The 26,018-nt window shown below is 64.3% G+C and carries 22 protein-coding genes and 1 tRNA gene; 16 read left to right on the top strand and 7 right to left on the bottom strand.

The features are described from left to right. The first annotated feature begins 449 nt into the window (after positions 1–449). From nirB to C8C94_RS08760, 3 genes are read left to right on the top strand one after another with little or no spacing between them, the layout of a single operon-like run. Positions 450–2,993, top strand: a complete 2,544-nt coding sequence (nirB, locus tag C8C94_RS08770) for a nitrite reductase large subunit NirB (protein ID WP_121420460.1) — start codon at positions 450–452, stop codon at positions 2,991–2,993. Between the two features lie 12 nt (positions 2,994–3,005). Continuing rightward, positions 3,006–3,371: a nitrite reductase small subunit NirD gene (nirD, locus tag C8C94_RS08765; RefSeq protein WP_233573436.1), complete on the top strand. Its 366-nt coding sequence runs from the start codon at positions 3,006–3,008 to the stop codon at positions 3,369–3,371. Between the two features lie 59 nt (positions 3,372–3,430). Further along, positions 3,431–4,738 carry a nitrate- and nitrite sensing domain-containing protein gene (locus C8C94_RS08760; RefSeq protein WP_121420458.1) on the top strand — a complete coding sequence of 436 codons (1,308 nt, stop codon included), beginning with the start codon at positions 3,431–3,433 and terminating at the stop codon, positions 4,736–4,738. A gap of 159 nt (positions 4,739–4,897) precedes the next feature. Here C8C94_RS08760 and C8C94_RS08755 read toward each other — a convergent pair. The 6 genes from C8C94_RS08755 to C8C94_RS08730 all read right to left on the bottom strand — a co-directional run bounded on the left by C8C94_RS08755 (position 4,898) and on the right by C8C94_RS08730 (position 11,654). After that, a tRNA-Thr gene (locus tag C8C94_RS08755) sits at positions 4,898–4,973 on the bottom strand. 11 nt (positions 4,974–4,984) lie between these two features. Continuing rightward, a complete protein-coding gene (locus tag C8C94_RS08750; RefSeq protein WP_121420457.1) occupies positions 4,985–5,992 on the bottom strand; it encodes a class 1 fructose-bisphosphatase in 1,008 nt (335 codons plus the stop codon). 23 nt (positions 5,993–6,015) lie between these two features. Then, a complete protein-coding gene (gene pepN, locus C8C94_RS08745; protein ID WP_121420456.1) occupies positions 6,016–8,772 on the bottom strand; it encodes an aminopeptidase N in 2,757 nt (918 codons plus the stop codon). After that, positions 8,756–9,430, bottom strand: a complete 675-nt coding sequence (locus tag C8C94_RS08740; RefSeq protein ID WP_055402639.1) for an HAD family phosphatase — start codon at positions 9,428–9,430, stop codon at positions 8,756–8,758. The genes pepN and C8C94_RS08740 overlap by 17 nt, the downstream gene beginning before the upstream one ends. A gap of 9 nt (positions 9,431–9,439) precedes the next feature. Beyond that, a protein-coding gene (gene prfB / locus C8C94_RS08735) for a peptide chain release factor 2 (RefSeq protein ID WP_121420455.1) occupies positions 9,440–10,544 on the bottom strand; the annotation gives its coding sequence in 2 pieces (ribosomal slippage) (positions 9,440–10,462 and positions 10,464–10,544; 1,104 coding nt in all). 201 nt (positions 10,545–10,745) lie between these two features. Further along, positions 10,746–11,654, bottom strand: a complete 909-nt coding sequence (locus C8C94_RS08730; RefSeq protein ID WP_121420454.1) for an alpha/beta fold hydrolase — start codon at positions 11,652–11,654, stop codon at positions 10,746–10,748. Between the two features lie 319 nt (positions 11,655–11,973). Here C8C94_RS08730 and C8C94_RS08725 point away from each other — a divergent pair, with 319 nt between their 5' ends. From C8C94_RS08725 to C8C94_RS08680, 10 genes are all read left to right on the top strand, one after another. After that, complete coding sequence (locus C8C94_RS08725; protein WP_121420453.1) at positions 11,974–12,978, top strand: AraC family transcriptional regulator; 1,005 nt, start codon at positions 11,974–11,976, stop codon at positions 12,976–12,978. 189 nt (positions 12,979–13,167) lie between these two features. Then, positions 13,168–14,448, top strand: coding sequence for an anthranilate 1,2-dioxygenase large subunit AndAc (gene andAc / locus C8C94_RS08720; RefSeq protein ID WP_121420452.1), 1,281 nt, complete (start codon positions 13,168–13,170; stop codon positions 14,446–14,448). 12 nt (positions 14,449–14,460) lie between these two features. Next, the gene (gene andAd / locus C8C94_RS08715) at positions 14,461–14,946 is read left to right on the top strand and encodes an anthranilate 1,2-dioxygenase small subunit AndAd (RefSeq protein WP_121420451.1); all 486 of its coding nucleotides are present in this window, start codon (positions 14,461–14,463) and stop codon (positions 14,944–14,946) included. Between the two features lie 8 nt (positions 14,947–14,954). Continuing rightward, positions 14,955–15,302, top strand: a complete 348-nt coding sequence (gene andAb / locus C8C94_RS08710; protein WP_055402625.1) for an anthranilate 1,2-dioxygenase ferredoxin subunit AndAb — start codon at positions 14,955–14,957, stop codon at positions 15,300–15,302. 44 nt (positions 15,303–15,346) lie between these two features. Then, a complete protein-coding gene (locus C8C94_RS08705; protein ID WP_199731222.1) occupies positions 15,347–16,558 on the top strand; it encodes an ABC transporter substrate-binding protein in 1,212 nt (403 codons plus the stop codon). Between the two features lie 36 nt (positions 16,559–16,594). Then, positions 16,595–17,515 (top strand): branched-chain amino acid ABC transporter permease, encoded by a 921-nt coding sequence (locus C8C94_RS08700; RefSeq protein ID WP_121420450.1) that lies wholly within the window; start codon positions 16,595–16,597, stop codon positions 17,513–17,515. Position 17,516: 1 nt separating this feature from the next. Further along, positions 17,517–18,512, top strand: a complete 996-nt coding sequence (locus tag C8C94_RS08695; RefSeq protein ID WP_121420449.1) for a branched-chain amino acid ABC transporter permease — start codon at positions 17,517–17,519, stop codon at positions 18,510–18,512. Continuing rightward, positions 18,509–19,267, top strand: a complete 759-nt coding sequence (locus C8C94_RS08690; RefSeq protein ID WP_121420448.1) for an ABC transporter ATP-binding protein — start codon at positions 18,509–18,511, stop codon at positions 19,265–19,267. The genes C8C94_RS08695 and C8C94_RS08690 overlap by 4 nt, the downstream gene beginning before the upstream one ends. Further along, positions 19,264–19,983: an ABC transporter ATP-binding protein gene (locus C8C94_RS08685; RefSeq protein WP_121420447.1), complete on the top strand. Its 720-nt coding sequence runs from the start codon at positions 19,264–19,266 to the stop codon at positions 19,981–19,983. Before C8C94_RS08690 ends, C8C94_RS08685 begins: the two co-directional genes overlap by 4 nt. Positions 19,984–20,021: 38 nt before the next feature. Next, complete coding sequence (locus C8C94_RS08680) at positions 20,022–21,098, top strand: CDP-6-deoxy-delta-3,4-glucoseen reductase (RefSeq protein ID WP_233573584.1); 1,077 nt, start codon at positions 20,022–20,024, stop codon at positions 21,096–21,098. 7 nt (positions 21,099–21,105) lie between these two features. Here C8C94_RS08680 and C8C94_RS08675 read toward each other — a convergent pair whose 3' ends face one another. After that, on the bottom strand, positions 21,106–22,146 hold the full coding sequence (locus C8C94_RS08675) for an AraC family transcriptional regulator (protein ID WP_121420445.1): 1,041 nt from the start codon (positions 22,144–22,146) through the stop codon (positions 21,106–21,108). 247 nt (positions 22,147–22,393) lie between these two features. Here C8C94_RS08675 and C8C94_RS08670 point away from each other — a divergent pair, with 247 nt between their 5' ends. The 3 genes from C8C94_RS08670 to C8C94_RS08660 are packed head-to-tail and all read left to right on the top strand — an operon-like array spanning position 22,394 to position 26,015. Next, positions 22,394–23,194, top strand: a complete 801-nt coding sequence (locus tag C8C94_RS08670) for an SDR family oxidoreductase (RefSeq protein WP_121420444.1) — start codon at positions 22,394–22,396, stop codon at positions 23,192–23,194. Positions 23,195–23,204: 10 nt separating this feature from the next. Next, entirely contained in the window at positions 23,205–24,752 is a 1,548-nt protein-coding gene (locus tag C8C94_RS08665) for an NAD(P)/FAD-dependent oxidoreductase (RefSeq protein WP_121420443.1), read from the top strand. 42 nt (positions 24,753–24,794) lie between these two features. Next, complete coding sequence (locus C8C94_RS08660) at positions 24,795–26,015, top strand: dienelactone hydrolase family protein (protein ID WP_121420442.1); 1,221 nt, start codon at positions 24,795–24,797, stop codon at positions 26,013–26,015. Positions 26,016–26,018 lie beyond the last annotated feature (3 nt).

Genomic DNA, 26,018 nt, shown 5'->3' with positions numbered 1-26,018 from the left:
AATCGGAAGATTCCAAAGTGTCCACCGCCCAAGCCTTTGCCAAAGCCTGGCGACTCCAGTCCTTGCAGCTCGCTACCGGTATGGGTGATTGCCCTGATTTGGTGAGGTGCTGCACTGCATTGATGCATTCCGCCACCGGGCGGTACTCCAGAGAACGATCCGGTCAGCCCTACCTGGTCCGCCCACAGGGGCTTGGCATGGCCTCGGATGGTGCGGCATGAATATTGCTATCCCCTTCCGTGTCTGCTGGTGAAGCTGCCTGCGGACTGATCGATACCCTCCGCTAATGATGGCGGAACACCCGAGTGAGTTGCGGCTTTTTTTGCAGTCGCCCGCTTGGTAGTTCCAACCCACGCCCGTGGTTCCGCGGAGGGTGTGCTGTGCCGCTGGCATGGCACATGCCTGCACCCCTCGAAACGGTTCCCCGGGTTCTTGCAGGATGAGCAAGCATGAAAATCGTTCTCATTGGCCACGGCATGGTCGGCCACAAGTTCCTCGAAAGTCTGGCCGAAACCGGCATGACTGGTGTCGAAGTCACCGTGCTGTGCGAGGAGCCGCGCCCTGCCTACGACCGGGTGCATCTGTCGGCCTTCTTCAGTGGCACCTCGGCCGATGAACTTTCGCTGGTCGAACCCGGCTTCTTCGAGCGCACCGGCTTCACGTTGCGCCTGGCCGCGCGCGCTGCATCGGTGGACCGTCGCATCCGCACCGTGACCACGGCGGATGGCGAAGTGCTCACCTACGACAAGCTGGTGTTGGCCACCGGCTCCAATCCCTTCGTGCCCCAGGTGTCCGGACGCGACCGCGATCACTGCTTTGTCTACCGCACCATCGAAGACCTGGAGGCCATGCAGGCCTCGGGTGCCAAATCGAAGACCGGCGTGGTCGTGGGCGGGGGGCTGCTGGGCCTGGAATGCGCCAAGGCGCTGCGCGACATGGGCCTCGAAACCCATGTGGTCGAGTTCGCTCCCAGGCTCATGGCTGTTCAGGTGGATGAGGGCGGTGGCCGCGTGCTGCGCGCCAAGATCGAAGAACTGGGCGTGCAGGTGCACACCGGCCGCAATACGCAGGAGATCACCGATGGCGCCCGCGCGCGGCACCGCATGGTGTTTGCCGACGGCACCTGGCTGGAGACCGACATGATCGTGTTCTCCGCTGGCATCCGCCCACGAGACGAACTGGCGCGCCAGAGCCTGCTGGCCATTGGCCCGCGCGGCGGCGTGGCCATTGACAGTGCCTGCCGTACCAGCGACCACGATGTCTACGCCATCGGCGAATGCGCCTCGTGGAACGAGCAGACCTTCGGCCTGGTCGCGCCCGGCTACGACATGGCGCGTGTGGCCGCCCGCCACATCGCGGGTGAGACCGACGCGGCTTTCGTCGGTGCGGACATGAGCACCAAGCTCAAGCTCATGGGCGTGGACGTAGCCAGCATTGGCGACGCGCATGGGAAAACGCCGCACAGCCGCACCTGCCAGTACGTGGACGAGCGTCGCCAGGTCTACAAAAAGATCGTCATCAGCGAGGATGGCAAGCAGCTGCTGGGCGCCGTGCTGATCGGCGATGCCTCCGAATACGGCACGTTGCTGCAGATGGCCCTGAACGGCATCACGCTCCCCGATGACCCCGAGTTCCTGATTTTTCCGTCCAGCGACGGCAAGGCCAAGCACGGACTGGGCGTGGAGGCCCTGCCCGACACGGCGCAGATCTGCTCGTGCAATAACGTCACCAAGGGCGGCATTTGCGAGGCCGTGGGCAATGGGGCGTGCAGCATTGCCGAGATGAAGGCCTGCACCAAGGCGGGTGCCACCTGCGGCGGCTGCGTGCCCCTGGTCACCCAGGTCATGAAGGCGGAAATGGCGCGCCGTGGCATGGCCGTGAACAACCACATCTGCGAGCACTTCGCTTACTCGCGCCAGGAGATCTACCACCTGGTGCGTGTGGGCCAGATCAAGAGTTTCGAGGACCTGCTGGCAAAGCATGGCAAAGGCATGGGCTGCGATATCTGCAAGCCCGTGGCGGCCAGTGTGTTCGCCTCGTGCTGGAACGAATTTGTGCTCAAGAAGGAGCTGGCCGGCCTGCAGGACAGCAACGACTATTTCCTGGGCAACATCCAGAAGGACGGCACCTACTCGGTGGTGCCACGCATGCCCGGTGGCGAAGTCACACCCGACGGCCTGATCGCCGTGGGCCAGGTGGCCAAGAAGTATGGGCTGTACACCAAGGTCACGGGCGGTGCGCGCGTGGACATGTTTGGTGCGCGGGTGGAACAGTTGCCGTTGATCTGGGAAGAGCTGATCGCCGCCGGTTTTGAATCCGGCCACGCCTACGGCAAGTCGCTGCGCACCGTGAAGAGCTGTGTGGGCTCCACGTGGTGCCGCTACGGAGTGCAGGACAGCGTGGGCCTGGCCGTGGAGCTGGAGAACCGCTACAAGGGCCTGCGTGCCCCGCACAAGATCAAGTTCGGCGTCTCGGGCTGCACGCGCGAATGCGCCGAGGCGCAGGGCAAGGACATTGGCGTCATTGCCACTGAAAAGGGCTGGAATCTCTACATCTGCGGCAACGGTGGCATGAAGCCACGCCACGCCGAGCTGTTTGACTCCGACCTGACGAAGGAAGAACTGGTGCGCATGATCGACCGCGTGCTGATGTTCTACGTGCGCACGGCAGACCGGTTGCAGCGCACAAGCACCTGGCGCGAAAACCTCGAAGGGGGCCTCGACTACCTCAAGGACGTGCTGCAAAAAGACAGCCTGGGCCTGTGCGCCGAGCTTGAATCGCAGATGCAAAACGTGGTGAACACCTACCGGTGCGAGTGGAAGGCGGCCGTGACCGACCCCGAGACGCGCAAGCGCTTCCGCTCGTTCGTGAACAGCGACCAGGCCGATGAGAACGTGCTCTTCGTCGAAGAGCGCGGCCAGATCCGCCCGGCGCGCGCCGATGAGCGTGGCCCCGCGTCGGCCAGAGTGATCCCCATCCGCCAGGCGGCCTGAAAGGAATAGACCATGAGTGCACTCCCCATGAACAGCACCGATTCCCTCGACTGGACCGACATCTGTGCGGTGGATGACATCCTCCCCAACACCGGCGTCTGCGCCCTGGTCGCCGATCTCCACGTGGCGGTTTTTCGCACTGGCAGCGACCAGTTCTTCGCCATTGACAACGTGGATCCCAAGTCGGGCGCCAGCGTGCTGTCGCGCGGGCTGATCGGCAGCCTGAGCGGCCGCGTGGTGGTGGCTTCACCGCTGTACAAGAACCACTTTGACCTGCAGACCGGCGAATGCCTGGAAATGCCGGAGCATTCGGTTCGCACCTACAGCGTGCGTGCCGTACTTGGTCGTGTCAGCGTGGCCGGCGCGCCAGCAGCCTGAGACAATCGCATCCACGTCGCGGCACTCCGGCTGCGCCCTAAACAACCCAGGAAACCTGCATGCCCGACCTCGCGGCGCCCTTGTCCGTATCGAACCTTGTCCTGCGTTCCAAGCAACTGGAGATTGATGCTGTGCGCCATCTGGCCAGTCGGGCTGAACTGGTGGATGTGATCGGGCAACTGATCCAGGGCCTGCAGCGCGAGCGGGGCGCGTCGGGGGCCTTCCTGGCCTCCAAGGCACAGCGTTTTGCCGACATGCGCCTGCGGGTCGTCGAAGAGGTGGGCCCCTTGGAGGCCCGGCTGCGTGAAGTGTTTGCTCAGCACATCGAGCCTGCACAGGGCGCCACTGCCAAGGCGCTGTCGCTGATGGCATGGGCGCTGCTCGGAATGGAGTCGTTGCCAGCGCTGCGCACCCAGATCGAACGCCAGGCAATGAGTGCCAACGATTCTGTCGCCGCTTACAGCCACCTCATTGCAGGGCTGATCGAGTTGGTTTTCCATGTAGCCGATGCGGCGGGTTTGCCCAGCGTGTCTCGCCTGCTGGTGGCGTTGCTGCACCTCGTGCAAGCGGAGGAGGAGGCGGGCCAGGAGCGGGCTTTAGGGGCCTTGCTGTATGCCTCCGGCCGTAGCAACGAGGCGCACCAGCAGCGTGTGATTCACCTCATCGATGCGCAGGAGCGTAGCCTGCGTGTCTTCGCCGAGTTCGCCGAGCCAGAACTGCGCGTGCGATGGGAGCAACAACAGCTATCTCCCGGTGTGGCTAAGTTGGAGCGCTTGCGCCGAACGCTGTGTGTGGCTCGGCCAGACGCTGCGCTGGACGGCGATCTCAGTGACATCTGGTTCGATGTTTGTTCCGAGCGCATCAATGCGCTGTGGCACCTCCAGGTCGATCTGGTCAAACGCTTGCGGGCGGACTGCGAGGCGCGCATCCTCGAAGCTCAGCAAGACCTTCAGGACTCCAAAGGCCTGCTGCGCGGACTGCGCGACAACCCGCCGCAGCGTACGCATGCCGTGGATCGGTTTTTTGACATGGCACTGGCGCCCACTGTGGTGCCAGCACCTCCGGGTGGCGCCCAAGCGGGGGAACCCGCATCTCTCATGGAGCTGCTGCAGACCCAGACGGCCCGCATGGCCAGCATGGAAGCGGCGCTGGATGCTGCGCGCCGCACGCTCAACGAGCGCAAGGTCATAGAGCGCGCCAAAGGAGTGTTGATGGCCCGACTTGGCATGAACGAGGAGGTCGCCTTCAGGGTGTTGCAAAAAACCTCGATGGACCAGAACCGCCGCCTGCTGGAGGTAGCCGAGGCCACGTTGTCGCTGCCGGACCTCGCATTCGCGCAACAGGGGCAGAGGGATCCCAAGCCCTGACCTTGGCTGGGCGCAGGATGGTCGTAAGGCCTGCCTGGTCTTGTCGGTGGCGTTGTTGGCCGGTGTCACAACGTTTACGCCAGGATGGAGTGCAACAAGGATTTGCGCAGCAATCGCATGCAAAAAGCCCCTGACTCTTGCGAATCAGGGGCTTTCATTTGGTGCCGGAGAGATGAATCGAACACCCGACCTTCTCATTACGAATGAGCTGCTCTACCGACTGAGCTACACCGGCTTAGCCTCGAATTATAGCGTGGAATGGTAGCTGGTCACGCGCTCGACCTCATTTTTTGAGCCGAGGATCACGCTGACACGCTCATGGAGCTGGGTGGGCTGGATGTCGAGGATGCGTTGCTTGCCATTGGTAGCGGCGCCGCCAGCTTGCTCGACCAGCCAGCCCATGGGGTTGGCTTCATACATCAGGCGCAGCTTGCCGGGCTTGTTCGGCTCGCGCTTGTCCCAGGGGTACATGAAGACGCCACCCCGGGTCAGGATGCGGTGCACATCGGCCACCATGCTGGCAATCCAGCGCATGTTGAAGTCCTTGCCGCGCGGGCCGTCCTTGCCCTGCAGGCATTCGTCGATGTAGCGCTTCACGGGTTCGTCCCAGTGGCGCATGTTGCTCATATTGATGGCGAATTCCTTGGTGTCTTCGGGAATGCGCACGTTCTCTTCGGTTAGCACGAAGGAGCCCTGTTCGCGGTCCAGCGTGAACATGGCCACGCCGTCGCCCACGGTGAGCACCAGCGTGGTCTGCGGGCCGTAGATGCAGTAGCCCGCAGCCACTTGCGCGGTGCCGGGCTGCAGGAAGTCGCCGGCCTCCACGCCGCGGTCGTCGTCGGGCTTTTTCAGCACGCTGAAGATGGTGCCGATGCTCACGTTCACGTCGATGTTGCTCGAACCATCGAGAGGATCGAACAGCAGCAGGTATTCACCTTGCGGATAGCGGTTGGGCACCAGGTAGATGCCGTCCATTTCTTCCGAGGCCATGGCCGCCAGGTGGCCGCCCCATTCGTTGGCTTCGATCAGCACCTCGTTGGCGATGATGTCGAGCTTTTTCTGGATCTCGCCCTGCACGTTTTCGCTGCTGGCCGTGCCCAGCACGCCGCCCAGCGCGCCTTTGTTCACGGCGTGGCTGATGCTCTTACAGGCGCGTGCCACCACTTCCAGGAGTAGGCGCAGTTGCGAGGGGATGAGTCCGTCCACCCGTTGCTGTTCAACAAGGTAGCGGGTCAGGCTGATGCTTTTTGCCATGTCGGTCTCTTCTCGGTCGTGGTTTATTCGGCGAGTGCGCGGGTCACCACCTCGCGCACGTCGTTGGACAGATCCGGCTTGGCGGCTACGCGGGCAATGGCTTCGCGGGCGGCGCTGCGCCAGGGGTCTGCCAGCTTCTTCCAGCGGTCGAGCGCGCGCGCGAGGCGGGCAGCGACCTGCGGGTTGATGGCGTCCAGCTCGATCACACGGTCGCTCCAGAATACGTAGCCTGCGGCATCCGACCGGTGGAAGGCGCCGGGGTTTGCACTGCAGTAGCTGAAGATCACGCTGCGTGCGCGGTTGGGGTTCTTCAGGCTGAAGTCTGGATGCGCCATGAGCTGGCGCACTGCGGGCAGCACGTTGCCGCCACGGTCGGGCGCACCGGCCTGCAGCGCAAACCACTTGTCGATGACCAGGGGCTCGTCCTTGAACAGCGTATGGAAGCGGGCGAGGGCGGGTGTGGCCAGTTCGCTACCGCTGGCCACCAGGGCAGTCAGGGCGTTGAAGCGGTCCGTCATGTTGGTGGCCACCTTGAAGCGTTGGTACGCCTTGCCGGGCCAGACCACATCGCCCGTCTTCTGCGCGGCGATGCACAGCATGTGCAGCGCCAGCCCGCTGAGTGCGCGGCGGCCCGAGGACACAGGATCGGGGCTGTAGCCACCGGTGTCCTGGTTCTGCTCCCAGGCCGCTTCCCAGTCGGCCTGCAGCGACAGGGCCAACTGCTCGCGCATGGCTTCGCGCACGGCATGGACGCGCTGTGGGTCCACCACCGCAAGCTGCTCTGCAATGTAGGTTTCGGATGGCAGCGTGAGCACCAGCTCCTTGAAGGCCGCGTCGAGCGCTGGGTTGCGCAGCACGCTGCGCATGGCATCCACAAATTCCGCAGCAAGAATTTGATGGTCAAATTGGCCGCTAGCGCTTGTCCCCATTGCGCTATCAGCTATTGCATTGATAGCGGTGCGAAGCGCAAGGCGTTGCCCTGCTTCCCAGCGGTTGAAGGCGTCGGCGTCGTGCGCCAGCAGGGTGAGCAACTGTGCATCGGTGTAGTCGATGTCCAGCACCACCGGGGCGCTGAAACCGCGCAGCAGCGACGGCACCGGCTCGGCGTCCAGGTTGGTGAAGGTCAGGGTCTGCGATGCCTCGGTGAGCACCACCACGCGCGAGGTGGCGGGGGCTGCGCCTTCTGCAGCGCCGTCACCCGCGAGGTGCAAGGGCAGGGCGGCACCGGTGGTGGCATCGATCAGGCCCAGCTCGACCGGGATGACGAAAGGCTGCTTCTCGCTTTGGCCGGGCGTAGGGGCACAGCTTTGCGACAGGGTGAGCGCATAGCAGCGCGTGGCCGCGTCGTAGCGGCCCGTGGCGCGCACGCGGGGCGTGCCGGCCTGGCTGTACCAGCGCTTGAACTGGGCCAGATGCTGCGTGAGCGGGCTGCCTGGGTTGGCATCGGCGATGGCCTGCACAAAATCGTCGCAGGTCACGGCCTGGCCGTCGTGGCGCTCGAAGTACAGCTTCATACCCTTGGCAAAGCCTTCGCGGCCTACCAGGTTGTGCTGCATGCGCACCACTTCCGCACCCTTTTCGTAGATGGTGACGGTGTAGAAGTTGTTGATCTCGACGTAGCTGTCGGGCCGCACCGGGTGGGCCATGGGGCCCGCGTCTTCGGGGAACTGGGCGGTGCGCAGCACGCGCACGTCTTCGATGCGCTTGACGGCACGGGCAGAGGGGCTGCCCGCCAGGTCCATGCTGAATTCCTGGTCGCGGAAGACCGTGAGGCCTTCCTTCAGGCTCAGCTGGAACCAGTCGCGGCAGGTGACGCGGTTGCCCGTCCAGTTGTGGAAGTACTCGTGGCCCACCACGCTTTCGATGTTGGCGAAGTCGGTGTCGGTGGCAGTTGATTCGCTCGCCAGAACGTACTTCGTGTTGAAGATGTTCAGGCCCTTGTTCTCCATCGCGCCCATGTTGAAGTCGCTGGTGGCAACGATCATGAAGCGTTCCAGGTCCAGCGGCAGGCCGAAGCGGGCTTCGTCCCAGGCCACGCTGTACATCAGCGAGTTCATGGCGTGTTCGGTCTTGCCCAGATCGCCGGGGCGCACGTAGACCTGCAGCAGGTGGTCGGCGCCCGAGCGGCTCTTGATCTTCTGCTCGCGCGCCACCAGCTTGCCCGCCACCAGGGCGAACAGGTAGCAGGGCTTCTTGTGCGGGTCCACCCACTTGGCAAAGTGGCGGCCGTCTTCCAGCTCGCCGCTGTCCACCAGATTGCCGTTACTCAGCAGCACCGGGTACTGGGCCTTGTCGGCGCGCAGCGTGACGGTGTAGCTGGCCATCACGTCCGGGCGGTCCAGGAAGTAGGTGATGCGGCGAAAGCCCTCGGCCTCGCACTGCGTGAAGAAGGTGCCCTGGCTCACGTACAGGCCCATGAGCTGCGTGTTCTTGGCAGGGCAGCAGGTAGTGAAGATCTCCAGCGCAAAAGGCTCGCTGCCCTCAGGCAAATTCTCCAGCACCAGGCGGGCGCCTTCCATCTTGAACGAGGTGCCCTGGCCGTTGACCAGCACGCGTGCCAGGTTCAGGTCATCGCCGTCGAGCTTGAGTGGCTGCGCAGCCACATCGGGGTTGCGGCGCAGCGTCATGCGGTTGAGCACGCGGGTCTTGTTGGGGTCCAGGTCGAAGGTCAGCTCGACGCTGTCGATCCAGTAGGCGGGGGCCGTGTAGTCCTCGCGGCGGATGGCGGCGGCCGGGCCTGCGCCGTCTCCGCTTCCGTCTGCGCTATGCAGTTGCAACATGGATGCTCTCCAGAAAGTCGGTGTTCATGAGTTCGGTGTAGTCGCGCACGGCAGCCAGCACATGGGGCCCGGCCAGTTGTTCGGGCGTGTGGGTGCTGCAGATGGCCACGGCGCGCATGCCGGCGCGGCGTGCGGCCTCAATGCCAAAAGGCGCGTCTTCAAAAACGATGCAGTGCTCGGGGGCTGCCGCAATGCGGCGTGCCGCCTCCAGAAAGATGGCGGGCTGGGGCTTGCCAGGCAGGCCCTCGTCGCCGCGCACGATGGCCTGTGGGGCCGGTTCCAGGCCCAGGTGGCCCAGGGCGAATTCCACATTGCCGATGTCGCCCGCAGTACCCACGGCCACCTTGAGCCCGCGCGCGCGCACCTGGGTTGCGAACTGGCGAAAACCCGCCACTTCGGAAAAGCGGGGGGCGAACAGTTCGCGGTAGATGGTTTCCTTTTCGTGCGTGAGCGCGTCGGCCTCGTCTTGCGATACGGGGCGCCCCAGCAGCTCCACGATGCACTCGGTGCCGTTGCGGCCCGTGGTGCGTGCCATGAGATCGGGCACGTCAATGTCCATGCCACGGCGGCGTGCAAACTCGACCCACGCCTGGGCGTGCCAGGGCATGGAGTCGATCATGGTGCCGTCCATGTCGAAGATGATGGCGTCGGTGCGCATCCGCATCGCTTAGACGCCTTGCTTCAACGAAGCTTCGATGAAGGCGTCCAGGTCGCCATCGAGCACCTTCTGCGTGGCCGAGATTTCGACGTTGGTGCGCAGGTCCTTGATGCGGCTGTTGTCCAGCACGTACGAGCGGATCTGGTGGCCCCAGCCCACATCGGTCTTGGTGTCTTCCAGCTTTTGCTGCTCTTCCTGGCGCTTGCGCATCTCGTGGTCGTACAGGCGCGAACGCAGGCGTTGCCAGGCGATGTCGCGGTTGCCGTGCTGGCTGCGGCCGTCCTGGCACTGCACCACGATCCCCGTGGGAATGTGCGTCAGGCGCACGGCCGAGTCGGTCTTGTTGATGTGCTGGCCGCCCGCGCCCGATGCGCGGTAGGTGTCAGTGCGCACATCGGCCGGGTTGATGTCGATCTGGATCGAGTCATCAATCTCGGGGTAGACGAACAAACTGGCAAAGCTGGTGTGGCGGCCGCCCGACGAGTCGAAGGGGCTCTTGCGCACCAGGCGGTGCACGCCGGTTTCGGTGCGCAGCAGGCCATAGGCGTATTCGCCCTCAACTTTGATCGTGGCGCTCTTGATGCCGGCCACGTCGCCCGGGGTTTCTTCCTCGACCGTGGTCTTGAAGCCCTTGCGTTCGGCGTACTTGAGGTACTGGCGCAGCAGCATGCTCGCCCAGTCGCATGCCTCGGTGCCGCCGGCGCCGGCCTGGATGTCCACAAAGCAGTTGAGCGGGTCGGCCTCGTTGCTGAACATGCGGCGGAACTCCAGCTCTTCGATCAGCGGGCGCAGCTTGGCGGTTTCGGCCTCGATGGTCATGAGGCCCGGCTCGTCGCCTTCCTCCTTGCTCATCTCATACAGCTCGGCGTTGTCGGCCAGCTCGCGCGTGAGCTTGTCGAGCGTGACGACCACACTGGAGAGAGACTTTTGTTCCTTGCCCAGCTCCTGGGCCTTCTTGGGGTCGTTCCAGACCGCAGGGTCTTCCAGCGATGCGTTTACCGTGCGCAGGCGTTCAAATTTGGCATCGAAGTCAAAGATACCTCCGTAACTCTTGCGTGCGCAGAGCCAGGTCGCTGAGGGTGGTGCCGATAAGGTTGATACGTTCTGCGTCCATGATTCTTGTCCTGAGTGTTCGGTGGAATAACCCGCGATTTTCTCATGGGATGGGCCACGGCCCCCCCAATGCCCCCTGGCTGGGCAACTGGACTGACAGAGGGCTTGCCAAACGGAGAGTCTGTGGGGACAAAATTTCAAAAATGATAGCTGCTAGCGCTTGTTGGATAAGCGCTGGTGGCCAATTGGGCTCAAATTCTGGCTACGCTTCGTTCAGGAACTGCTCCATGAGCTGCGCCACCTGCTCGGGCTGGTCGTGGTGCAGCATGTGGCCCGCGTCTGCGACGACAGCGGTGCGGCAGTTGCGCACATGGGTCAGGCGCTGGTGGTATTCGTCCAGCGTGTACCGGCCGTTCCACCACTGGCCCAGGCTGTCGCCGCTGGCCTCTATGGCTAGCACGGGGGCGGTAATGCGCTCGTAGATGGCCAGGGCTTCGTCCACGCGATACAGCTGGGCGCTGGTGATCTTGTGCGCAGGGTCGCCCAGGATCTCCCACAGGCCCTGCGCGTTGGGTCGCGCCCAGTGCTGGGTCAGCCATTGCGCCTTGTCTTCCGACAGTCGCGGGTTGGTCTTCATGAGGCGGCGTGCCACGCCATCGGCGCTGTCGTAGGTCTTGAGGTCCTTGTTGCCCTGGTGCAGCTGCTTGATTTCGTCGATCCATTGCGCATAGCGCGTGGGCGCCTGCGCGGGCCGCGTGGCGGGCAAGCCGAAGCCTTCGAGGTTGACCAGCTTGCGCACGCGTTCGGGCCGCACACCGGCGTACATCATGGCCACGTTGCCGCCCATGCTGTGGCCAACGAGGTCGATGGCCTCGCCGGGCGCGTAGTGGTCCAGCAGCAGGTCCAGGTCGGCCAGGTAGTCGGCAAAAAAGTAATGGTCGGCCTGCGCGCTGGACGTGAGCCCGAAGCCGCGCCAGTCGGGCGCGATGATGCGCCGCTCTTGCTGCAGCGCGTCCACCGTGAACTGGTAGGAGGCGCTCACGTCCATCCAGCCGTGCACCAGCACCAGCGTGGGCAGATCGCTCTGCTCAGGGCCCCAGTGGCGGACGTGGTAATCAAGGTGGCGCAATGGCAGCGTGCTGCTGCGGGAGGGCTTGAGGGCTTGGTACATGGAGAGAGGGGCAGGGCGGTCAGTGTGGGGTGGGGCTGCGCAGGTGGTTGCAAAGCACGCATCCGGTGTGGCGGCAATGTTACGTCGGGTGCCAGCCAGCCGTGGGGCGGGGCCTGTCGCCTAGGTGGCTCAAGGTAGTGAGGGCTGCGCAGGCAGCGAAAGCCAGGGAGCGCGATGGGATGTGCCCCTCCAGGCAAAGGGCCTGCAACGGACAAAAGACGGATAAGACCCCTTGGGTATGGAAATTGCTGTTTTGACGCATATCAAGCAGCGCATCGTCGAATGTGCTGCGCCTATTCCCACGAAGAGGTCTTATCCGATGGCGTCCCCGTCTGCCTTGTCTCTGGACCTGTCCGCCCTGCAGCGGCGGCCGGTGTTCACCTCGGACGCGCGGGTGGATTCCCATGATCTGGTGGCCCGCGAGTTTTCGGACCACGGCCTGAAATGGTGCAGTGGTGCGGTGGACACTGCGTTGTCCAAGGTGCGCATCCGCCAGTTGCAGATGTTCATGCTGCAATACGGTGCAGAGGTGGAAATCCGCCCGCGCCCTTTCGATGACTTCGTCCTGGTGCATCTGTCGCTGTCGGGCGTGGCCGAGATGGTGTCGGATGGTGTACCGATCCGCCTGCCTGCGGGGGCCGCTGCGCTCATCGCGCCGCGCCGCGACCTGCACATGCGCTGGCAGCAGGGCGCGCGCCAGCTCATCCTCAAGGTGCCGTGCCAGTTGTTGCGGGCCTGGGCACCCGAATCTTTGCAGAACGACACCCGTTTTGTGCACCCCATCGTTGCGCTGTCCTCGGTGCAGGGGCAGCAGTGGCATTTTCTGATGCAGTCCCTGCTGCACGTGAGCCAGCAGACGGTGGAGAGCGCCGCCCAGGTGCGCTGGGTGGATCACATGGAGAGCAACGTGGCGCTGTTCCTTGCATCGTGTGCGCAGGGCATGCCGGTACCTATGCAGCCTACGGTGCCACAGATCGAACTGCCTTCCAGTGCCGCTGCCGCAGGCGACCTGCGCCGCCTGGAGCGGCTGGATGACTACATGCGCAGCCGCCTCAGCGCCCCCGTGGCGCTGGAAGACCTGGCGCGTGCCGCTGGCGTGAGCGTGCGCGGGCTGAACATGCTGTGCCAGCGCCACCATGGCGAGTCCCCCATGGTGCTGTTGCGCAACCGCCGACTGGACGCCGTGCGTGCGCGGCTGCTGGAGCAGCCGGGCCACTGCGTGACAGATACCGCGCTGGAATTTGGCTTTGGCCACTTGGGCCGCTTTTCGAGCTACTACCGCGAGCGCTTCGGCGAGCTGCCGAGCCAGACGGCTGGCGCGTAGTTTCACTGGCCACCACGACTGCTGCAGTCGCCTGCGTGGCGCAGGGGCTGCCGCATGCTCCGGCGTTGCACAACTCGCATCAGATTTGCAAGAACCGGACAGGCGTTGCGCGCACTGTGCCGATACTGGATAGCGCGAGTGTGCTTCGATTTTTAGCATGGAGGTATCCCCATCCAAGAGGTGTTGCCCATGTCTGAAATCCCGGTTGTTGAAGTCGCACCACCCGCCTCGCTGAAGGCCCAGCGCCAGGTGTTTTTCCCGCAGCCTGATGGCTCCAACGTGCCGTACCGGGTGTTCAGCGCGCAAGAGGTCTATGACCGCGAGCAGGAGCGCATCTTCCGTGGCCCCGTGTGGAGCTTTCTGGGCCTGGAGGCCGAGATCCCCAATGTGGGTGACTTCAAATCCACGTTCATTGGCGATACGCCCGTGGTGGTCACCCGCACCCCTGAAGGCCTTTCGTGCTGGGTCAACCGCTGCGCGCACCGTGGCGCCATGGTATGCCGCGAAAAGCGCGGCAATGCCGCCAGCCACACCTGCGTGTACCACCAGTGGAGCTTTGCGGCCAATGGCGACCTGCAGGGTGTGCCGTTTCGCCGGGGCCAAAAGGGCATGGTGGGCATGCCCAAGGACTTCAAGCCCGAAGAGCACGGCCTGCAAAAGCTGCGCGTGGACAGCTACAAGGGCCTGCTGTTCGCCACCTTCAGCGACGACACGCCGCCGCTGCCCGATTACCTGGGCGAGCAGATGCGCCCGTGGATCGACCGCATCTTCCATAAGCCCATCGAGTACCTGGGCTGCACGCGCCAGTACTCCAAGTCGAACTGGAAGCTGTACTTCGAGAACGTGAAGGACCCGTACCACGCCAGCCTGCTGCACCTGTTTCACACCACCTTCAACATCTTCCGCGTGGGAATGAAGGCGCGCTCCATCCCGGATGCGAACCACGGCCTGCACAGCATCATCACCGTGACCAAGCCCGAGGTGGAGACGGACACCGCTGCGGCCTACAGCGCGCAGAACATCCGCTCCATGGATGAAGGCTTTTCGCTCGAAGAGCCAGCCCTGCTTGGGCAGATCAAAGAGTTTGACGAGATGACCACCAACCACATCCAGCCGATCTTTCCGCAGCTGGTGGTGCAGCAGATTCACAACACGCTGGTGGCGCGCCAGCTGCTGCCCAAGGGGCCGGGCAACTTCGAGCTGGTGTTCCATTTCTTCGGCTATGCGGACGACACGCCCGAGCTGCGCGAGCTGCGCATGCTGCAGGCCAACCTGGTGGGGCCTGCGGGCTACATCTCGATGGAAGACACCGAGGCCACCGAGCTGGTGCAGCGCGGCACGGTGCGCGATGGCGACAAGCACTCCTACATCGCCATGGCGCGCGAGGCGCCAGACCAGCAAGACACCGTCATCACCGAAAACCTGATCCGCCGCTTTTGGGTGGGCTACCAGAAGCTGATGGGCTATTGAGGAACCACCGAGATGACAACACAACAACAACGACTGCAACTGTGGACCGAGCTGCTGGAGCTGCAGCACCGCTATGTGAGCGCGCTGGACGCCAACCGGCTGGAGGACTGGCCTGGCTTTTTTGTGGAGGACTGCCGCTACGAAATCATCCCCAAGGAGAACTTCGATGCGGGTTTTCCTGCACCCATCGTGTACTGCCGCAACGCCGGCATGTTGCGCGACCGTGTGCTCTCCCTGCGCCACGCCAACATCTTTGAAGACCATGCCTATCGCCACGCCACGTCGGGCCTGGTCATCACCAGTGTGGAGGACGGCGTGGTGCGCACGCAGTCGAGCTACATCGTGGTGATCACCGGCCAGGCCGGGGATTCCAGCGTGTACCAGGCGGGCACCTACCTCGACGAGGTGGTGCAACACGAAGGCGAGTGGCGCTACCGCAGCAAGCGGGTGGTGTACGACACCTTGCGCGTACCCACCTTGTTGGCCACCCCCATCTGAGATCCACCATGCAAACAACCACAGACATTGAAACCACCGGGCACACCTGCGCCGCCTGGCACGACGTGGGCGAACCCGATGACTTCCCGGACGGCGCCGTCTGGCCCGTGGTGGTGGGCGGACTGCCCGTGGCGGTGTTCCGCGAAGGAGAGGGCTTGTACGCCCTGTACGACCTGTGCACCCACGGTGCCGCCAAGTTGTCCGATGGCTACGTGGAAGACGGCTGTGTGGAATGCCCCTTGCATCAGGGCACCTTTGACATCCGCACGGGCGCTCCCTGCAAGGCACCGGTCACCGAAGCGGTGCGCACGTTCCCGGTGCGCGTGGTGGCGGGGCGGGTCGAGGTGGGCGTGTAGTGCACACCGATTTTCTTTTGAACGTTGTTAGACAAGGACTGAAGATGGCTCTCACATTTCGCTCATCCTCTCGCGTGCACGTTGTGGCACGCCTGACGGCTCTGGTGGCCCTGGCGGCCTGCAGCTGCGTATCTGCGATTGCGCAGTCCGGCCCCATCAAGGTCGGCATGGCGCTTGATATCTCGGGCCCATTTGCAGGCCCCGGTGCCGAGGCGCGTGACGGCTTTGCCCTGGCGATCAAGCAGCTCGGGGGCAAGCTGGGCGGCCAACCGGTCGAGTTTGTGCAAACCGACATGGCCGGCAGCCCCGACCAGGCCAAGCAGCTGGTGGACCGCTTTGTGCAGCGCGAGAAGATCGACCTTTTCACCGGCCCCATCGCGTCGAACGTGGCGCTGGCGGTGGCGCCTTCGCTGTTCGCGGCCAAGGTGCCTTACCTCTCGAACAACGCCGGTCCCAGCCAGCTCGCAGGCGCCCAGTGCAACGCGTATTTCTTCGGCACGGCCTACCAGAATGACCAGTTCCACGAGGCAGCTGGGCAGTTTGCTGCCGATCAGAAATTTGGCCGCATGGTGGTGATGGCGCCCAACTACCCGGCGGGCAAGGACGGCATCACCGGCTTCAAGCGCAAGTACAAGGGCCAGGTGGCCGACGAGATCTACACCAAGGTCGGGCAGATCGACTACGCCACCGAGCTTGCCCAGCTGCGCGCGGCCAAGCCTGATGCGGTGTATTTCTTTTTGCCAGGTGCCATGGGCATCAACTTCATCAAGCAGTTTGTGGGCGCAGGCCTGTCCAAGGACATCACGCTGGTCACCAGCGGTTTTTCGGCCGACGAAGACATCATCGGTGCGGTGGGCGAACCGATGTTGGGCCTGTTCAACACCACACACTGGGCGCATGACATGGACAACGCGCCCAACAAGGCCTTTGTGTCGGCTTTCCGCAAGGAGTACGGCGGCCGCTATCCGTCCATCTACGCAGCCCAGGCTTATGACGTGATTGCCGCCATGGACGCCGCTGTGAAGGCCGTGGGCGGCAAGGTGAGCGACAAGGAGGCTCTTATCAAGGTCTTTGCCAAGGCGCAGTTTCCCTCGGTGCGTGGCACGTTCCGATACGCCAACAACCACTTCCCGGTTCAGAACTTCTACCTGCGCACCATCGGCAAGAACGCTGAAGGCCGTGTGACCAACAAGACCATCAAGACGGTGCTGGAGAACTACGGCGATGCCTATGCCAGCCAGTGCCCGCTGAAGTGATCGTTGGCAGCCCATTTGAACAGGCCCTTGCGCACCATGAATCCGATACTTGTCTTCGAGCAGTTGCTCAACGGCGCGGGCTATGGGCTCATGCTGTTCCTCATCGCTGCGGGCCTCACGCTGGTCTTCGGCATCATGGACGTGATGAACCTGTCGCATGGCTCGCTGTTCATGGTGGGGGCCTATGTGGCGGCCACCGTGCATGTGCAAAGCGGCTCGCTGGCAGGCGCCGTGCTGGTGGCCATAGCGGCCACGATGCTGGTGGCGGTGCTGCTGGAGGTGACGCTGATGCGCCGCCTGTATGGGCGTGACCACCTGGCCCAGGTGCTGGCCACGTTCGGTGTGATTTTGGTGGCCGACGATGCCGTAAAGATGGTGTGGGGCCCGTCCCCCATCATGGCCCCCACGCCCGCAGCCCTGGCGGGGCCGGTGGAGCTGTTTGCCGGGCTGCCTTACCCCTCGTACCGCCTGGTGGTGCTGGGCGCAGGGGTGTTGGTGGCAGGGCTTTTGTACCTGCTGGTCAACCACAGCCGCGTGGGCATGCTGGTGCGGGCGGGGGCATCCGACCGGTGGATGGCCGAGCTGATGGGCGTGCGCGTCAAGCGCGTGTTCAGTGGCATCTTTCTGCTGGGTGCTGCACTGGCCGCACTGGCTGGTGCGCTGATGGGACCCATCATGGCCGTGCAGGTGGGCATGGGTGAGTCCATTTTGATTCCTGCGCTGGTGGTCATTGTCATCGGCGGCATTGGCTCGGTGCGGGGCGCCTTTGTGGCCGCGCTGCTGGTGGGCCTGGTGGACACCATTGGCCGAGCCTTCCTGCCGCTGCTGCTGCGCGCCACCTTGCCGCCCGCCGTGGCTGCCGACCTGGGGCCGCTGTGCGCCGAAGTGGCCATGTACGCGCTGATGGCCGCAGTGTTGTCTTTTCGCCCTGCGGGGCTGTTTTCTGCCAAGGGCTGAGATGTCCGCTTCTCTGACTTCTTCACCTGCCGTACAGCAGCCCGGAGCGGCGCCGCGTTGGCGCGGTGCGATCGTGCCTCTTTTTCTGCTGGGTGCGCTGGCACTGTTCCCCTTGGTCGCTGTGGCGCTGGGGCTGGATTTTTACATCGGCTTTGTGCGCCGCGTGCTGGTGGTGGCGCTGGCTGCCGCGAGTCTCAATTTCATCATGGGCTTTGGCGGCATGGTGGCGTTGGGACATGCAGGCTTCGTGGGCGTGGGGGCCTATGCGGTGGTAGTGCTGAGCGATGCGGGCTGGGGCTCGGCCTGGGGGATGTGGGCTGCGGCCGTGGGTTTTGCTGCGCTCACAGCCCTGTTGATCGGCGCGGTATCGCTGCGCACCAAGGGCGTCTACTTCATCATGATCACGCTGGCGTTCGCGCAAATGCTGTACTACGTATTCGTGTCGCTGCGCAGCTATGGAGGGGATGACGGCTACTCGCTGATGGCGCGGCCTGCGCTGGGCTGGGGCTTGAATAGCGCTGATGAGTCCACGCTGTATTGGGTGGTGCTGGCGCTGGTGGCTTTGGTGCTGTGGTGGCTTGACCGGGCTACGGCCTCGCGTTTTGGTGCAGCGCTCACGGGGATTCGCGACAACGAAACGCGCATGCGGGCGTTGGGTTACCCGGTGTACCTGCTGCAGCTTGTTGCATTTGTGCAGGCGGGGGCGGTGGCGGGACTGGCTGGTGCATTGCTGGCCACTGGCAACAGCTTTGTGAGCCCGTCGATGATGCACTGGACGCAATCGGCCACGCTCATTGTGATGGTGGTGATTGGTGGCCTGGGCCGACGTTGGGGCGGGCCAGTGGGAGCTGCGGGGTGGCTCACGCTCGAAGAGGTGCTCAAGCTCAATACCGACTACTGGCACATGCCGTTGGGGGCGCTGTTGATCGTCACCGCTCTGTATGCGCCCCAGGGCCTGGCGGCGCTGGCAGACCGGCGTGCAAGGAGTGCCCGATGAGCCTGTTTCAAGTCGAAGGCCTGGTCAAGCGCTTTGGCGGCCTGCTGGCCACCGACCATGTGAGCCTGTCGGTGGAGCGGGGAGAGATCCATGCGCTGATTGGCCCCAACGGCGCTGGTAAGACCACGCTGGTCAACCAGATATCGGGCCTGCTGCAGCCCGATGCAGGGCGTGTGCTGCTCGACGGCGTGGACATCACTCCGCTGCCCATGCACGGCCGTGTGGCCCACGGGCTGTCGCGTTGCTTCCAGGTGACGCGCATCTTCCCTGCGCAGACCGTGCGTGACAACCTGCTGCTGGCGGTGCAGGCGCACAGTGGCTCCAGCTTTCGTTTTCTGCAGCCACGTTCGCAAGCCGCTGAGCTGTACGCCAAGGCAGACCAACTGGCGGAGCGCGTAGGGCTGCAGCACAGCCTTGCCGAGACGGCGGGTGCCTTGCCGCATGGCGCACAGCGCACGCTGGATGTGGCGCTGGCACTGGCTGCGAGCCCCAAGCTGCTGCTGCTGGATGAGCCCATGGCGGGCATGGGGCCAGATGAGTCGCAACAGATGGTGCAGCTCATCGAGGCTCTGCGCAAGGACATGGCGGTGCTGCTCATCGAGCATGACATGGAGGCCGTGTTTCGCCTCGCCGACCGCATCTCCGTGCTGGTGTATGGCCGTGTGCTCACCGCTGGCAAGCCCGACGAGATCCGCAACCATCCCGAGGTGCAGGCTGTGTACCTGGGCACCGAAACGCTGGAGACCATCGCATGAGCGCGCCAGAGCCCCTGTTGAGTTGCCAGGCCCTGGAGGCCGGCTATGGCGTGAGCCAGGTGTTGTTTGGTATTGACCTTCAGATCGCGGCAGGCGAAGTGGTTTCGCTGCTCGGCCGCAACGGCATGGGAAAAAGCACCACCATCAAGGCCCTGGTCGGTGCGCTGCGCCCTACAGCCGGTGGCATCCGTTTTGCAGGGGAGGCGACCAGCAGGCTCAAGACCGATGCCATCGCCCGTCTGGGCCTGGCCATCGTGCCCGAGGGGCGCCGCGTGTTCCCCAACCTCACGGTGCGCGAGCACCTGGTGGCGTTTGCCGACAACCGCAATGGCCTGCGCGACGCCTGGGACATCGACCGCATCTATGGCCTGTTCCCTCGTCTGAAGGAACGGCAGAACAACCTGGGCAACCAGCTGTCGGGGGGCGAGCAGCAGATGCTGGCCATTGGCCGAGCGCTGTCCACCAACCCGCGTCTGCTCATCCTGGATGAAGCCACCGAGGGTTTGGCGCCGGTGATCCGCGAGGAGATCTGGCGCTGTCTGGCCACGCTCAAGGCGGCAGGGCAAACCATTTTGGTGGTGGACAAATACGTACACCGGCTGGTGGACCTGGCAGACCGCCATGTGATCCTGGAGCGTGGGCGGGTCGTTTGGCAGGGCGACTCTGCCGCGCTCAATGCAGACCGCAGCCTGTGGGCGCGTTACCTCACGGTGTAAGGGTTGAAGGGGTGACCATGCAGGATTTTGATGTGGACTTGGATCAACAGAAATCGCCATCTGAGCAGGCATGCGCTGAACTACCTGCGCAGGAGCACCGCGTCACGCTGCTGCCGGCTGGCAAGGTGTTTGTGGCGCAGGTTGGCGAGAGTCTGCTGGACGCCGCAGCGCGCGCAGGCATCCGCTTGCCCCACCAGTGCAAAACGGGCAGCTGCGGCGCCTGCAGGGCGCAGGTGCTGCATGGGCCGGTCCAGGATATTGCTGGGGCCTTACCCTCCGCGCTGACGGCTGAAGACCTGGCCCAGGGCCAACGCCTTTTGTGCTGCTCGGCTGCAGCGGGTGACCTGCAGCTGGAGTGTGCCGAGATCCCCCACATTCCGGGTATCGATGTGCGCAAGCTACCGGTGCGGGTGGCGGCCATGGAGCGTCTTGCACCTGATGTGGTGCGCGTGCAGTTGCAACCGCCCGCAGGCCAGCGCCTGCACTACGCGGCGGGCCAGTATGTGGATGTGCTGCTGCCTGGCAACCGGCGTCGCAGTTATTCGCTGGCCACCCCGGCGCGTGAGGGCGTTGACCTGCTGGAGCTGCACATCCGCCACCTGCCGGGCGGCCTTTTCACGGACCAGGTGTTCGGCAAACTCAAGGTGCGCGATGTGCTGCGCATTGAGGGGCCGTTTGGTACCTTCGGCATGCACACCGCCACCGATGCCCCGGCCATTCTTCTGGCGAGCGGAACAGGCTTTGCGCCTATCAAGGCATTGGTGGAGCAGCTCCTTGCTGCGGGGAGTGGACGCCGAATCACCCTGTACTGGGGCGGCCGCGCGCGGCAGGACCTGTATCTGCATGACCTCTGCAAGGAATGGGAACAGGCCTGGAAGGGACGCCTGACCTATGTGCCGGTGCTGTCAGACTCCCCCGAAGCCGATGGTTGGACGGGACGGAGGGGCTGGGTACATCAGGCCGTGTTGCAGGACCATCCAGATTTGTCGCAGCATGAGGTGTATGCCTGCGGTGCGCCCGCCATGGTGAATGCCGCGCGGCGCGACTTTATGGCCCTGGCCGGTATGCAGTCCACCCTGTTCTTTGCAGATGCCTTCGTGGCACAGCCGGGGTGAGCGGGGATCAGTGCGGTGGGCCCAGGCGCTGGCGTGTCTCTGAGGGCGTCTCGCCGAAGCGCCGGCGGTAGCCTTCTGCAAAGTGGCCGAGGTGGAAGAAGCCATAGCGCGCGGCGATATCCGACACCTGCGGTGCACGTTCTGCAAACTTGCTTTGCAGTGCCGTGCGGGCGGCATCAAGCCGCAAATCCCGAAGGAATGCCATGGGGCTTTTACCCGTGCATTGCGCAAAGGTCTGCTGCAGCGAGCGGGCGCTGACGCCCACATGCGCGCACACATCGGCCAGGGTGATGGGTTGTTCCAACTGGCTGTGCATGTACTCCTGCGCACGCTTGACCACGCGCGGCAGCACCGTGGGCGCTGCGCCAGGACTGAATGCACTCGAGGCCAGTGCCGCTGAGTAGTTGTGCGCCGTGCTGAGCAGAAGGCTGGTCAGCAGGTGGTTCTCGGCCTGCTCGGCCAGCACCGGGTGTCCCAGCAGGATGGCATTGGTTTCTACCGCAGAGCGCAGGTAGGCAATGAAACTCGTCATGCCCAAGAGCGCCGGGTTGGTCAGGTCCACCCCCAGGTCAAACACCAGCGGCTGGTGCAAGGGCGCCTGCAGCAGGGCAGACAAGCGTGATTGCATAGCCGCTCGGTCTATCTTGACGATGAATTGTGGGCTGTCGTCATGCCAGCGCATCGACAGCGCTTCAGTGGGCGATGGCAGCGAGGCCATGAGCGCATGCGATTCCACGGCCTGGCTGCCGCACCGCACCATGGCGCCACCGCGCAGCGGAATCTGCAGCAGGTAAAAGCCGCCCAAATGGCCAGGCTCAATGTGCACCGCCGGCCCGTACTGCACGTAGTTCAGGCTTGCGTCGCGGTGCAGGGGCACGCTGTGGTGGCAGGCGTCAAGCTGCGCGCCCGGGCGCAGTGTGGCCAGGTCATGCGGGCAGAACACGCGGCCCACGAACTCGCGCGCCTCGTCCAGGTCGTGGCTGTCGAACAGGCGATAGCGCTCCAGCGGTAGCGGGTGCGCGGTGCTGTTCTGCTGGGCGGTGTACATGCGGTTTGGACGACGGGGTGTTGGTTCTTGGGCAAGCACGAAACACGCCACGGCAGGGGCGCGAAAACATGCGTTTGTGGGATACGCCCTGCGCTTTCGGGATGTGGATGTGCGGGCTGCTTTTCTATTCTTGTGCATGCCCCGGGTGCTGCGCAAGAGCGTTAGCACCGGGTGCATGGGGGCGGATGTGACGGCGTGTTACCGCTGCTGCACCGCAACAGTCATTGCACTAGCCACAGGAGTCAGCATGGTCCAGGGATTTGAAGGCATGCGCGGCAAGAGCGCGATCGTGACCGGGGGCGCCACCCTCATCGGTGCCGGGGTGGTGCGTGCACTGCACCAGGCTGGGGTGCGGGTGGTGGTGGCCGACATCAATGCCGAGGCCGGACAGGATCTGGCGGACGAGTTGGGCGATGGGGTGCTGTTCAGCCGCACCGACATCACCGATGACACCCAGGTGGCCGCCTGCGTGGCTCTGGCCGCTGCGCGCCATGGCGGGGTGAACTACCTGGTGAACCTGGCATGTTCCTATCTGGACGACGGCATCGCCTCGCCGCGCGCGGACTGGCTGGCCTCGCTCAACGTCAACCTGGTCAGCGCGGTGATGGTGCTCAAGGCCGTGCGCCCGCATTTCCAGCGCGCGGGCGGCGGGGCGGTGGTCAACTTCACCAGCATCTCCTCGGGTGTGGCGCAGACCGGGCGCTGGCTGTACCCGGTGGGCAAGGCGGCCATGGTGCAGCTCACGCGCAGCATGGCCATGGACCTGGCGGGCGAGGGTGTGCGCGTGAACAGCGTCTCACCCGGCTGGACCTGGTCAGCCATCATGGACCAGCTCACCGGTGGTGACCGCGCCAAAACCGACCGCGTGGCCGCGCCCTTCCACCTGCTGCGCCGCGTGGGCGACCCGGCCGAGGTGGCCAACGTGGTGCTCTTCCTGTGCTCGGACCTGGCCAGCTTCGTGACCGGCGCCGACTATGCCTGCGACGGCGGCTACTCGGCCATGGGGCCCGAGTCGTACGAGCCGGCCATCCCCAAACTCATGTCGTGAAGGAGCAGCCATGACCATCCGATCTGTAGGCATCATCGGTGCCGGTTTCGCCGGCCTTTCCACCGCCAAGGTGCTGCGCGCCTTTGGCTTTGAGGTGACGGTGTTCGAGAAGGAGCCTGACGTAGGCGGCGTGTGGGCCGCCTCGCGCCGCTACCCGGGCCTGACCACGCAGAACCCGCGCACCACCTATGCGCTGTCGGACTTTCCGATGCCAGCCAGCTACCCCGAGTGGCCCTCGGGCCAGCAGGTGCAGGCCTACCTGCAGTCATATGCCGAGCATTTCGGACTGGTGCCATTTCTGCGCATGTCCACCACGGTGGAGAGCGCGGTGCTCGATGAAGAAGCCGGTGTGTGGACCGTGCAGGCGCGCCGCGCAGCTACGGGGCAGGGCGGCGCCTTGCCGGCCGAGGTGTATCGCTTTGATTACCTGGTGGTGTGCAACGGCATCTTCAGCGAGCCTGCAGTGCCGCAGTACCCGGGGGCGGATGCCTTCGTGGCCGCAGGCGGGCGTGTGTGCCATACCAGCCAGTTCAACGATGCGGGCGAGGCGCGCGGCAAGCATGTGCTGGTGGTGGGCTACGGCAAGTCGTCGTGCGACGTGGCCAATGCCATCGCGGCCGACAGTGCCAGCACCACGGTACTTGCGCGCCACCTCATCTGGAAGATTCCGAAGAAGTTCATGAACGTGCTGAACTTCAAGTTCCTGCTGCTCACGCGCATGGGCGAGGCGCTGTTCAAGTACATCGAGCCCAAGGGTTTCGAGAAATTCCTGCACGGCCCGGGCCTGCCGGTGCGCAACTCCATGCTGGGCAGCGTGGAATCGGTGGTCACGCGCCAACTCAAGCTCCGCGAGATCGGCCTGCACCCGGGCACGCCTCTCGAAACCATCGCCCGCAGCACCGTGAGCCTGGTGACCGACGGTTTCTACGAGAAGGTGGCCGCTGGCGAATTGGGCGTGCGCAAAGGCGTGAGCATCCAGACCCTGAAGCCCGGACAGGCCGTGCTGAGCAACGGTGAAACGGTGCCTGCCGACATCGTGGTCTGCGGCACGGGCTGGCACCAGCAGGTGCCGTTCTTCGACATCAGTGTGCTGCAGCGTGTGACCGATGCGCGCGGCAACTTCCGGCTGTACCGGTCCATCCTGCCTGTGGGCATGCCGCGCCTTGCGTTCAACGGCTACAACTCCTCGTTCTTCAGCCAGCTCAACTGCGAGATCGGTGCGTTGTGGCTGGCCAACCACCTGCGCGGTGGGCTGCAGCTGCCGCGGCCGGACCAGATGAACGCGCAGATCGACCGGCGCCTGGCGTGGATGGAGGAGCGCACCGACGGCAAGCATTCCAAAGGCACCAACATCATCCCGTTCTCGGTGCACAACATTGACGAACTGCTGCAGGACATGGGGCTGCCGCTTGGTGTGCTCACCCGCTTCAAGCAGTGGCTGGGGCCAGTGGATCCGTCGGACTATGCGGTGGTCACCCGGCAACTGCTGGCGCGGCATGCGAATGCCACCGTGGCTGTGGCAGCGCCCCAAGCCACCTCGGGGGCTGCGGCTTCCTGAACCCTCCTGAAACCACTAATACCCTCTACAAGGATCCCGAACATGCCAGGACAATGGATCACCCTCGAAGCCGCAGACGGCAGCGGCAGCTTTCGCGCTTACCTCGCCACACCCGCCAGTGGCGGCGGACCAGGGCTGGTGCTTGCACAGGAAATTTTTGGAGTGAACGGCACCATGCGTGACGTCGCCGACTACTACGCAGAGGAAGGGTATGTGGTGCTGGTACCCGATCTTTTCTGGCGCCAGGAGCCGGCGGTGGAACTCGATGCAGCGAAGGATATGCCGCGCGCATTTGCGCTCTACCAGGGCTTTGACGAAGCCAAGGGCCTGCAGGACCTGCAGACAGCCATCTCGGCGCTGCGTGCGCGCCCCGAGGTCCGCACGCAGGGCGGCAAGGTGGGTGTGCTGGGCTTCTGCCTGGGCGGCAAGCTGGCCTACCTGGCGGCCTGCCGTACCGATGCCGACGTGGCGGTGGGCTACTACGGCGTCGGCATAGAAGCTGCGCTGGCTGAAGCCGCTGATATCCAGTGCCGCCTGGTGCTGCACATCGCTGAGCTTGACGGTTTTTGCCCTCCGCCCGCGCGCGAGGCCATCGTGCAGGCCCTTTCTGGCCGCGAGAATGTGGAGCTGTACATCTACCCCGGCACCGACCATGCGTTTGCACGCGTGGGTGGCGACCACTTCCACAAGCCGTCGGCCCTGATGGCACACCAGCGCAGCGTGGCTGCCTTGCGACGCGCAATGGGGCCACACTACGACCTCTCGGCCCTGTGGGACAAACACTGCGAATATGAGTTCGCCACGCGCGATGTGGACGCCACCATGTCCACCATGGTGGCGGAGCCCTATGTGAACCACATCCCCACCATGACGGGCGGTGTGGGCTACCGGCATCTGCACGACTTCTACACCCGTCACTTTGTCAACAGCAACCCACCGGATACCAGTCTGACCCCCATCTCGCGCACGGTGGGCGCCACGCAGGTGGTGGATGAAATGCTGTTTTGTTTCACCCATACCACCGAGATCCCCTGGATGCTGCCCGGCGTCGCGCCCACGGGGCGGCGTGTAGAAATACCGCTGCTGGCGGTGGTCAAGTTTCGCGGCGACAAGCTCTACCACGAGCATATCTACTGGGACCAGGCCAGTGTGCTTGTGCAGGTGGGGTTGCTCGATCCCAACGGCCTGCCCGTGGCAGGGGTGGAGACAGCGCGCAAACTGCTGGATGAAACGCTGCCGTCGAACGGGCTGATGGAACGGTAGAAA

The organism is Acidovorax sp. 94, from assembly GCF_003634645.1.
Lineage (GTDB): Bacteria > Pseudomonadota > Gammaproteobacteria > Burkholderiales > Burkholderiaceae_C > Acidovorax > Acidovorax facilis.
This window is presented reverse-complemented; position numbering and strand designations above follow the sequence as displayed.

Excerpts from the sequence above, each read along its gene's own strand:
- nirB (WP_121420460.1), top strand. The coding sequence starts at position 450 with ATGAAAATCGTTCTCATTGGCCACGGCATGGTCGGCCACAAGTTCCTC.
- nirD (WP_233573436.1), top strand. The coding sequence starts at position 3,006 with ATGAGTGCACTCCCCATGAACAGCACCGATTCCCTCGACTGGACCGAC.
- C8C94_RS08760 (WP_121420458.1), top strand. The coding sequence starts at position 3,431 with ATGCCCGACCTCGCGGCGCCCTTGTCCGTATCGAACCTTGTCCTGCGT.
- C8C94_RS08750 (WP_121420457.1), bottom strand. The coding sequence starts at position 5,992 with ATGGCAAAAAGCATCAGCCTGACCCGCTACCTTGTTGAACAGCAACGG.
- pepN (WP_121420456.1), bottom strand. The coding sequence starts at position 8,772 with ATGTTGCAACTGCATAGCGCAGACGGAAGCGGAGACGGCGCAGGCCCG.
- C8C94_RS08740 (WP_055402639.1), bottom strand. The coding sequence starts at position 9,430 with ATGCGCACCGACGCCATCATCTTCGACATGGACGGCACCATGATCGAC.
- C8C94_RS08730 (WP_121420454.1), bottom strand. The coding sequence starts at position 11,654 with ATGTACCAAGCCCTCAAGCCCTCCCGCAGCAGCACGCTGCCATTGCGC.
- C8C94_RS08725 (WP_121420453.1), top strand. The coding sequence starts at position 11,974 with ATGGCGTCCCCGTCTGCCTTGTCTCTGGACCTGTCCGCCCTGCAGCGG.
- andAc (WP_121420452.1), top strand. The coding sequence starts at position 13,168 with ATGTCTGAAATCCCGGTTGTTGAAGTCGCACCACCCGCCTCGCTGAAG.
- andAd (WP_121420451.1), top strand. The coding sequence starts at position 14,461 with ATGACAACACAACAACAACGACTGCAACTGTGGACCGAGCTGCTGGAG.
- andAb (WP_055402625.1), top strand. The coding sequence starts at position 14,955 with ATGCAAACAACCACAGACATTGAAACCACCGGGCACACCTGCGCCGCC.
- C8C94_RS08705 (WP_199731222.1), top strand. The coding sequence starts at position 15,347 with ATGGCTCTCACATTTCGCTCATCCTCTCGCGTGCACGTTGTGGCACGC.
- C8C94_RS08700 (WP_121420450.1), top strand. The coding sequence starts at position 16,595 with ATGAATCCGATACTTGTCTTCGAGCAGTTGCTCAACGGCGCGGGCTAT.
- C8C94_RS08695 (WP_121420449.1), top strand. The coding sequence starts at position 17,517 with ATGTCCGCTTCTCTGACTTCTTCACCTGCCGTACAGCAGCCCGGAGCG.
- C8C94_RS08690 (WP_121420448.1), top strand. The coding sequence starts at position 18,509 with ATGAGCCTGTTTCAAGTCGAAGGCCTGGTCAAGCGCTTTGGCGGCCTG.
- C8C94_RS08685 (WP_121420447.1), top strand. The coding sequence starts at position 19,264 with ATGAGCGCGCCAGAGCCCCTGTTGAGTTGCCAGGCCCTGGAGGCCGGC.
- C8C94_RS08675 (WP_121420445.1), bottom strand. The coding sequence starts at position 22,146 with ATGTACACCGCCCAGCAGAACAGCACCGCGCACCCGCTACCGCTGGAG.
- C8C94_RS08670 (WP_121420444.1), top strand. The coding sequence starts at position 22,394 with ATGGTCCAGGGATTTGAAGGCATGCGCGGCAAGAGCGCGATCGTGACC.
- C8C94_RS08665 (WP_121420443.1), top strand. The coding sequence starts at position 23,205 with ATGACCATCCGATCTGTAGGCATCATCGGTGCCGGTTTCGCCGGCCTT.
- C8C94_RS08660 (WP_121420442.1), top strand. The coding sequence starts at position 24,795 with ATGCCAGGACAATGGATCACCCTCGAAGCCGCAGACGGCAGCGGCAGC.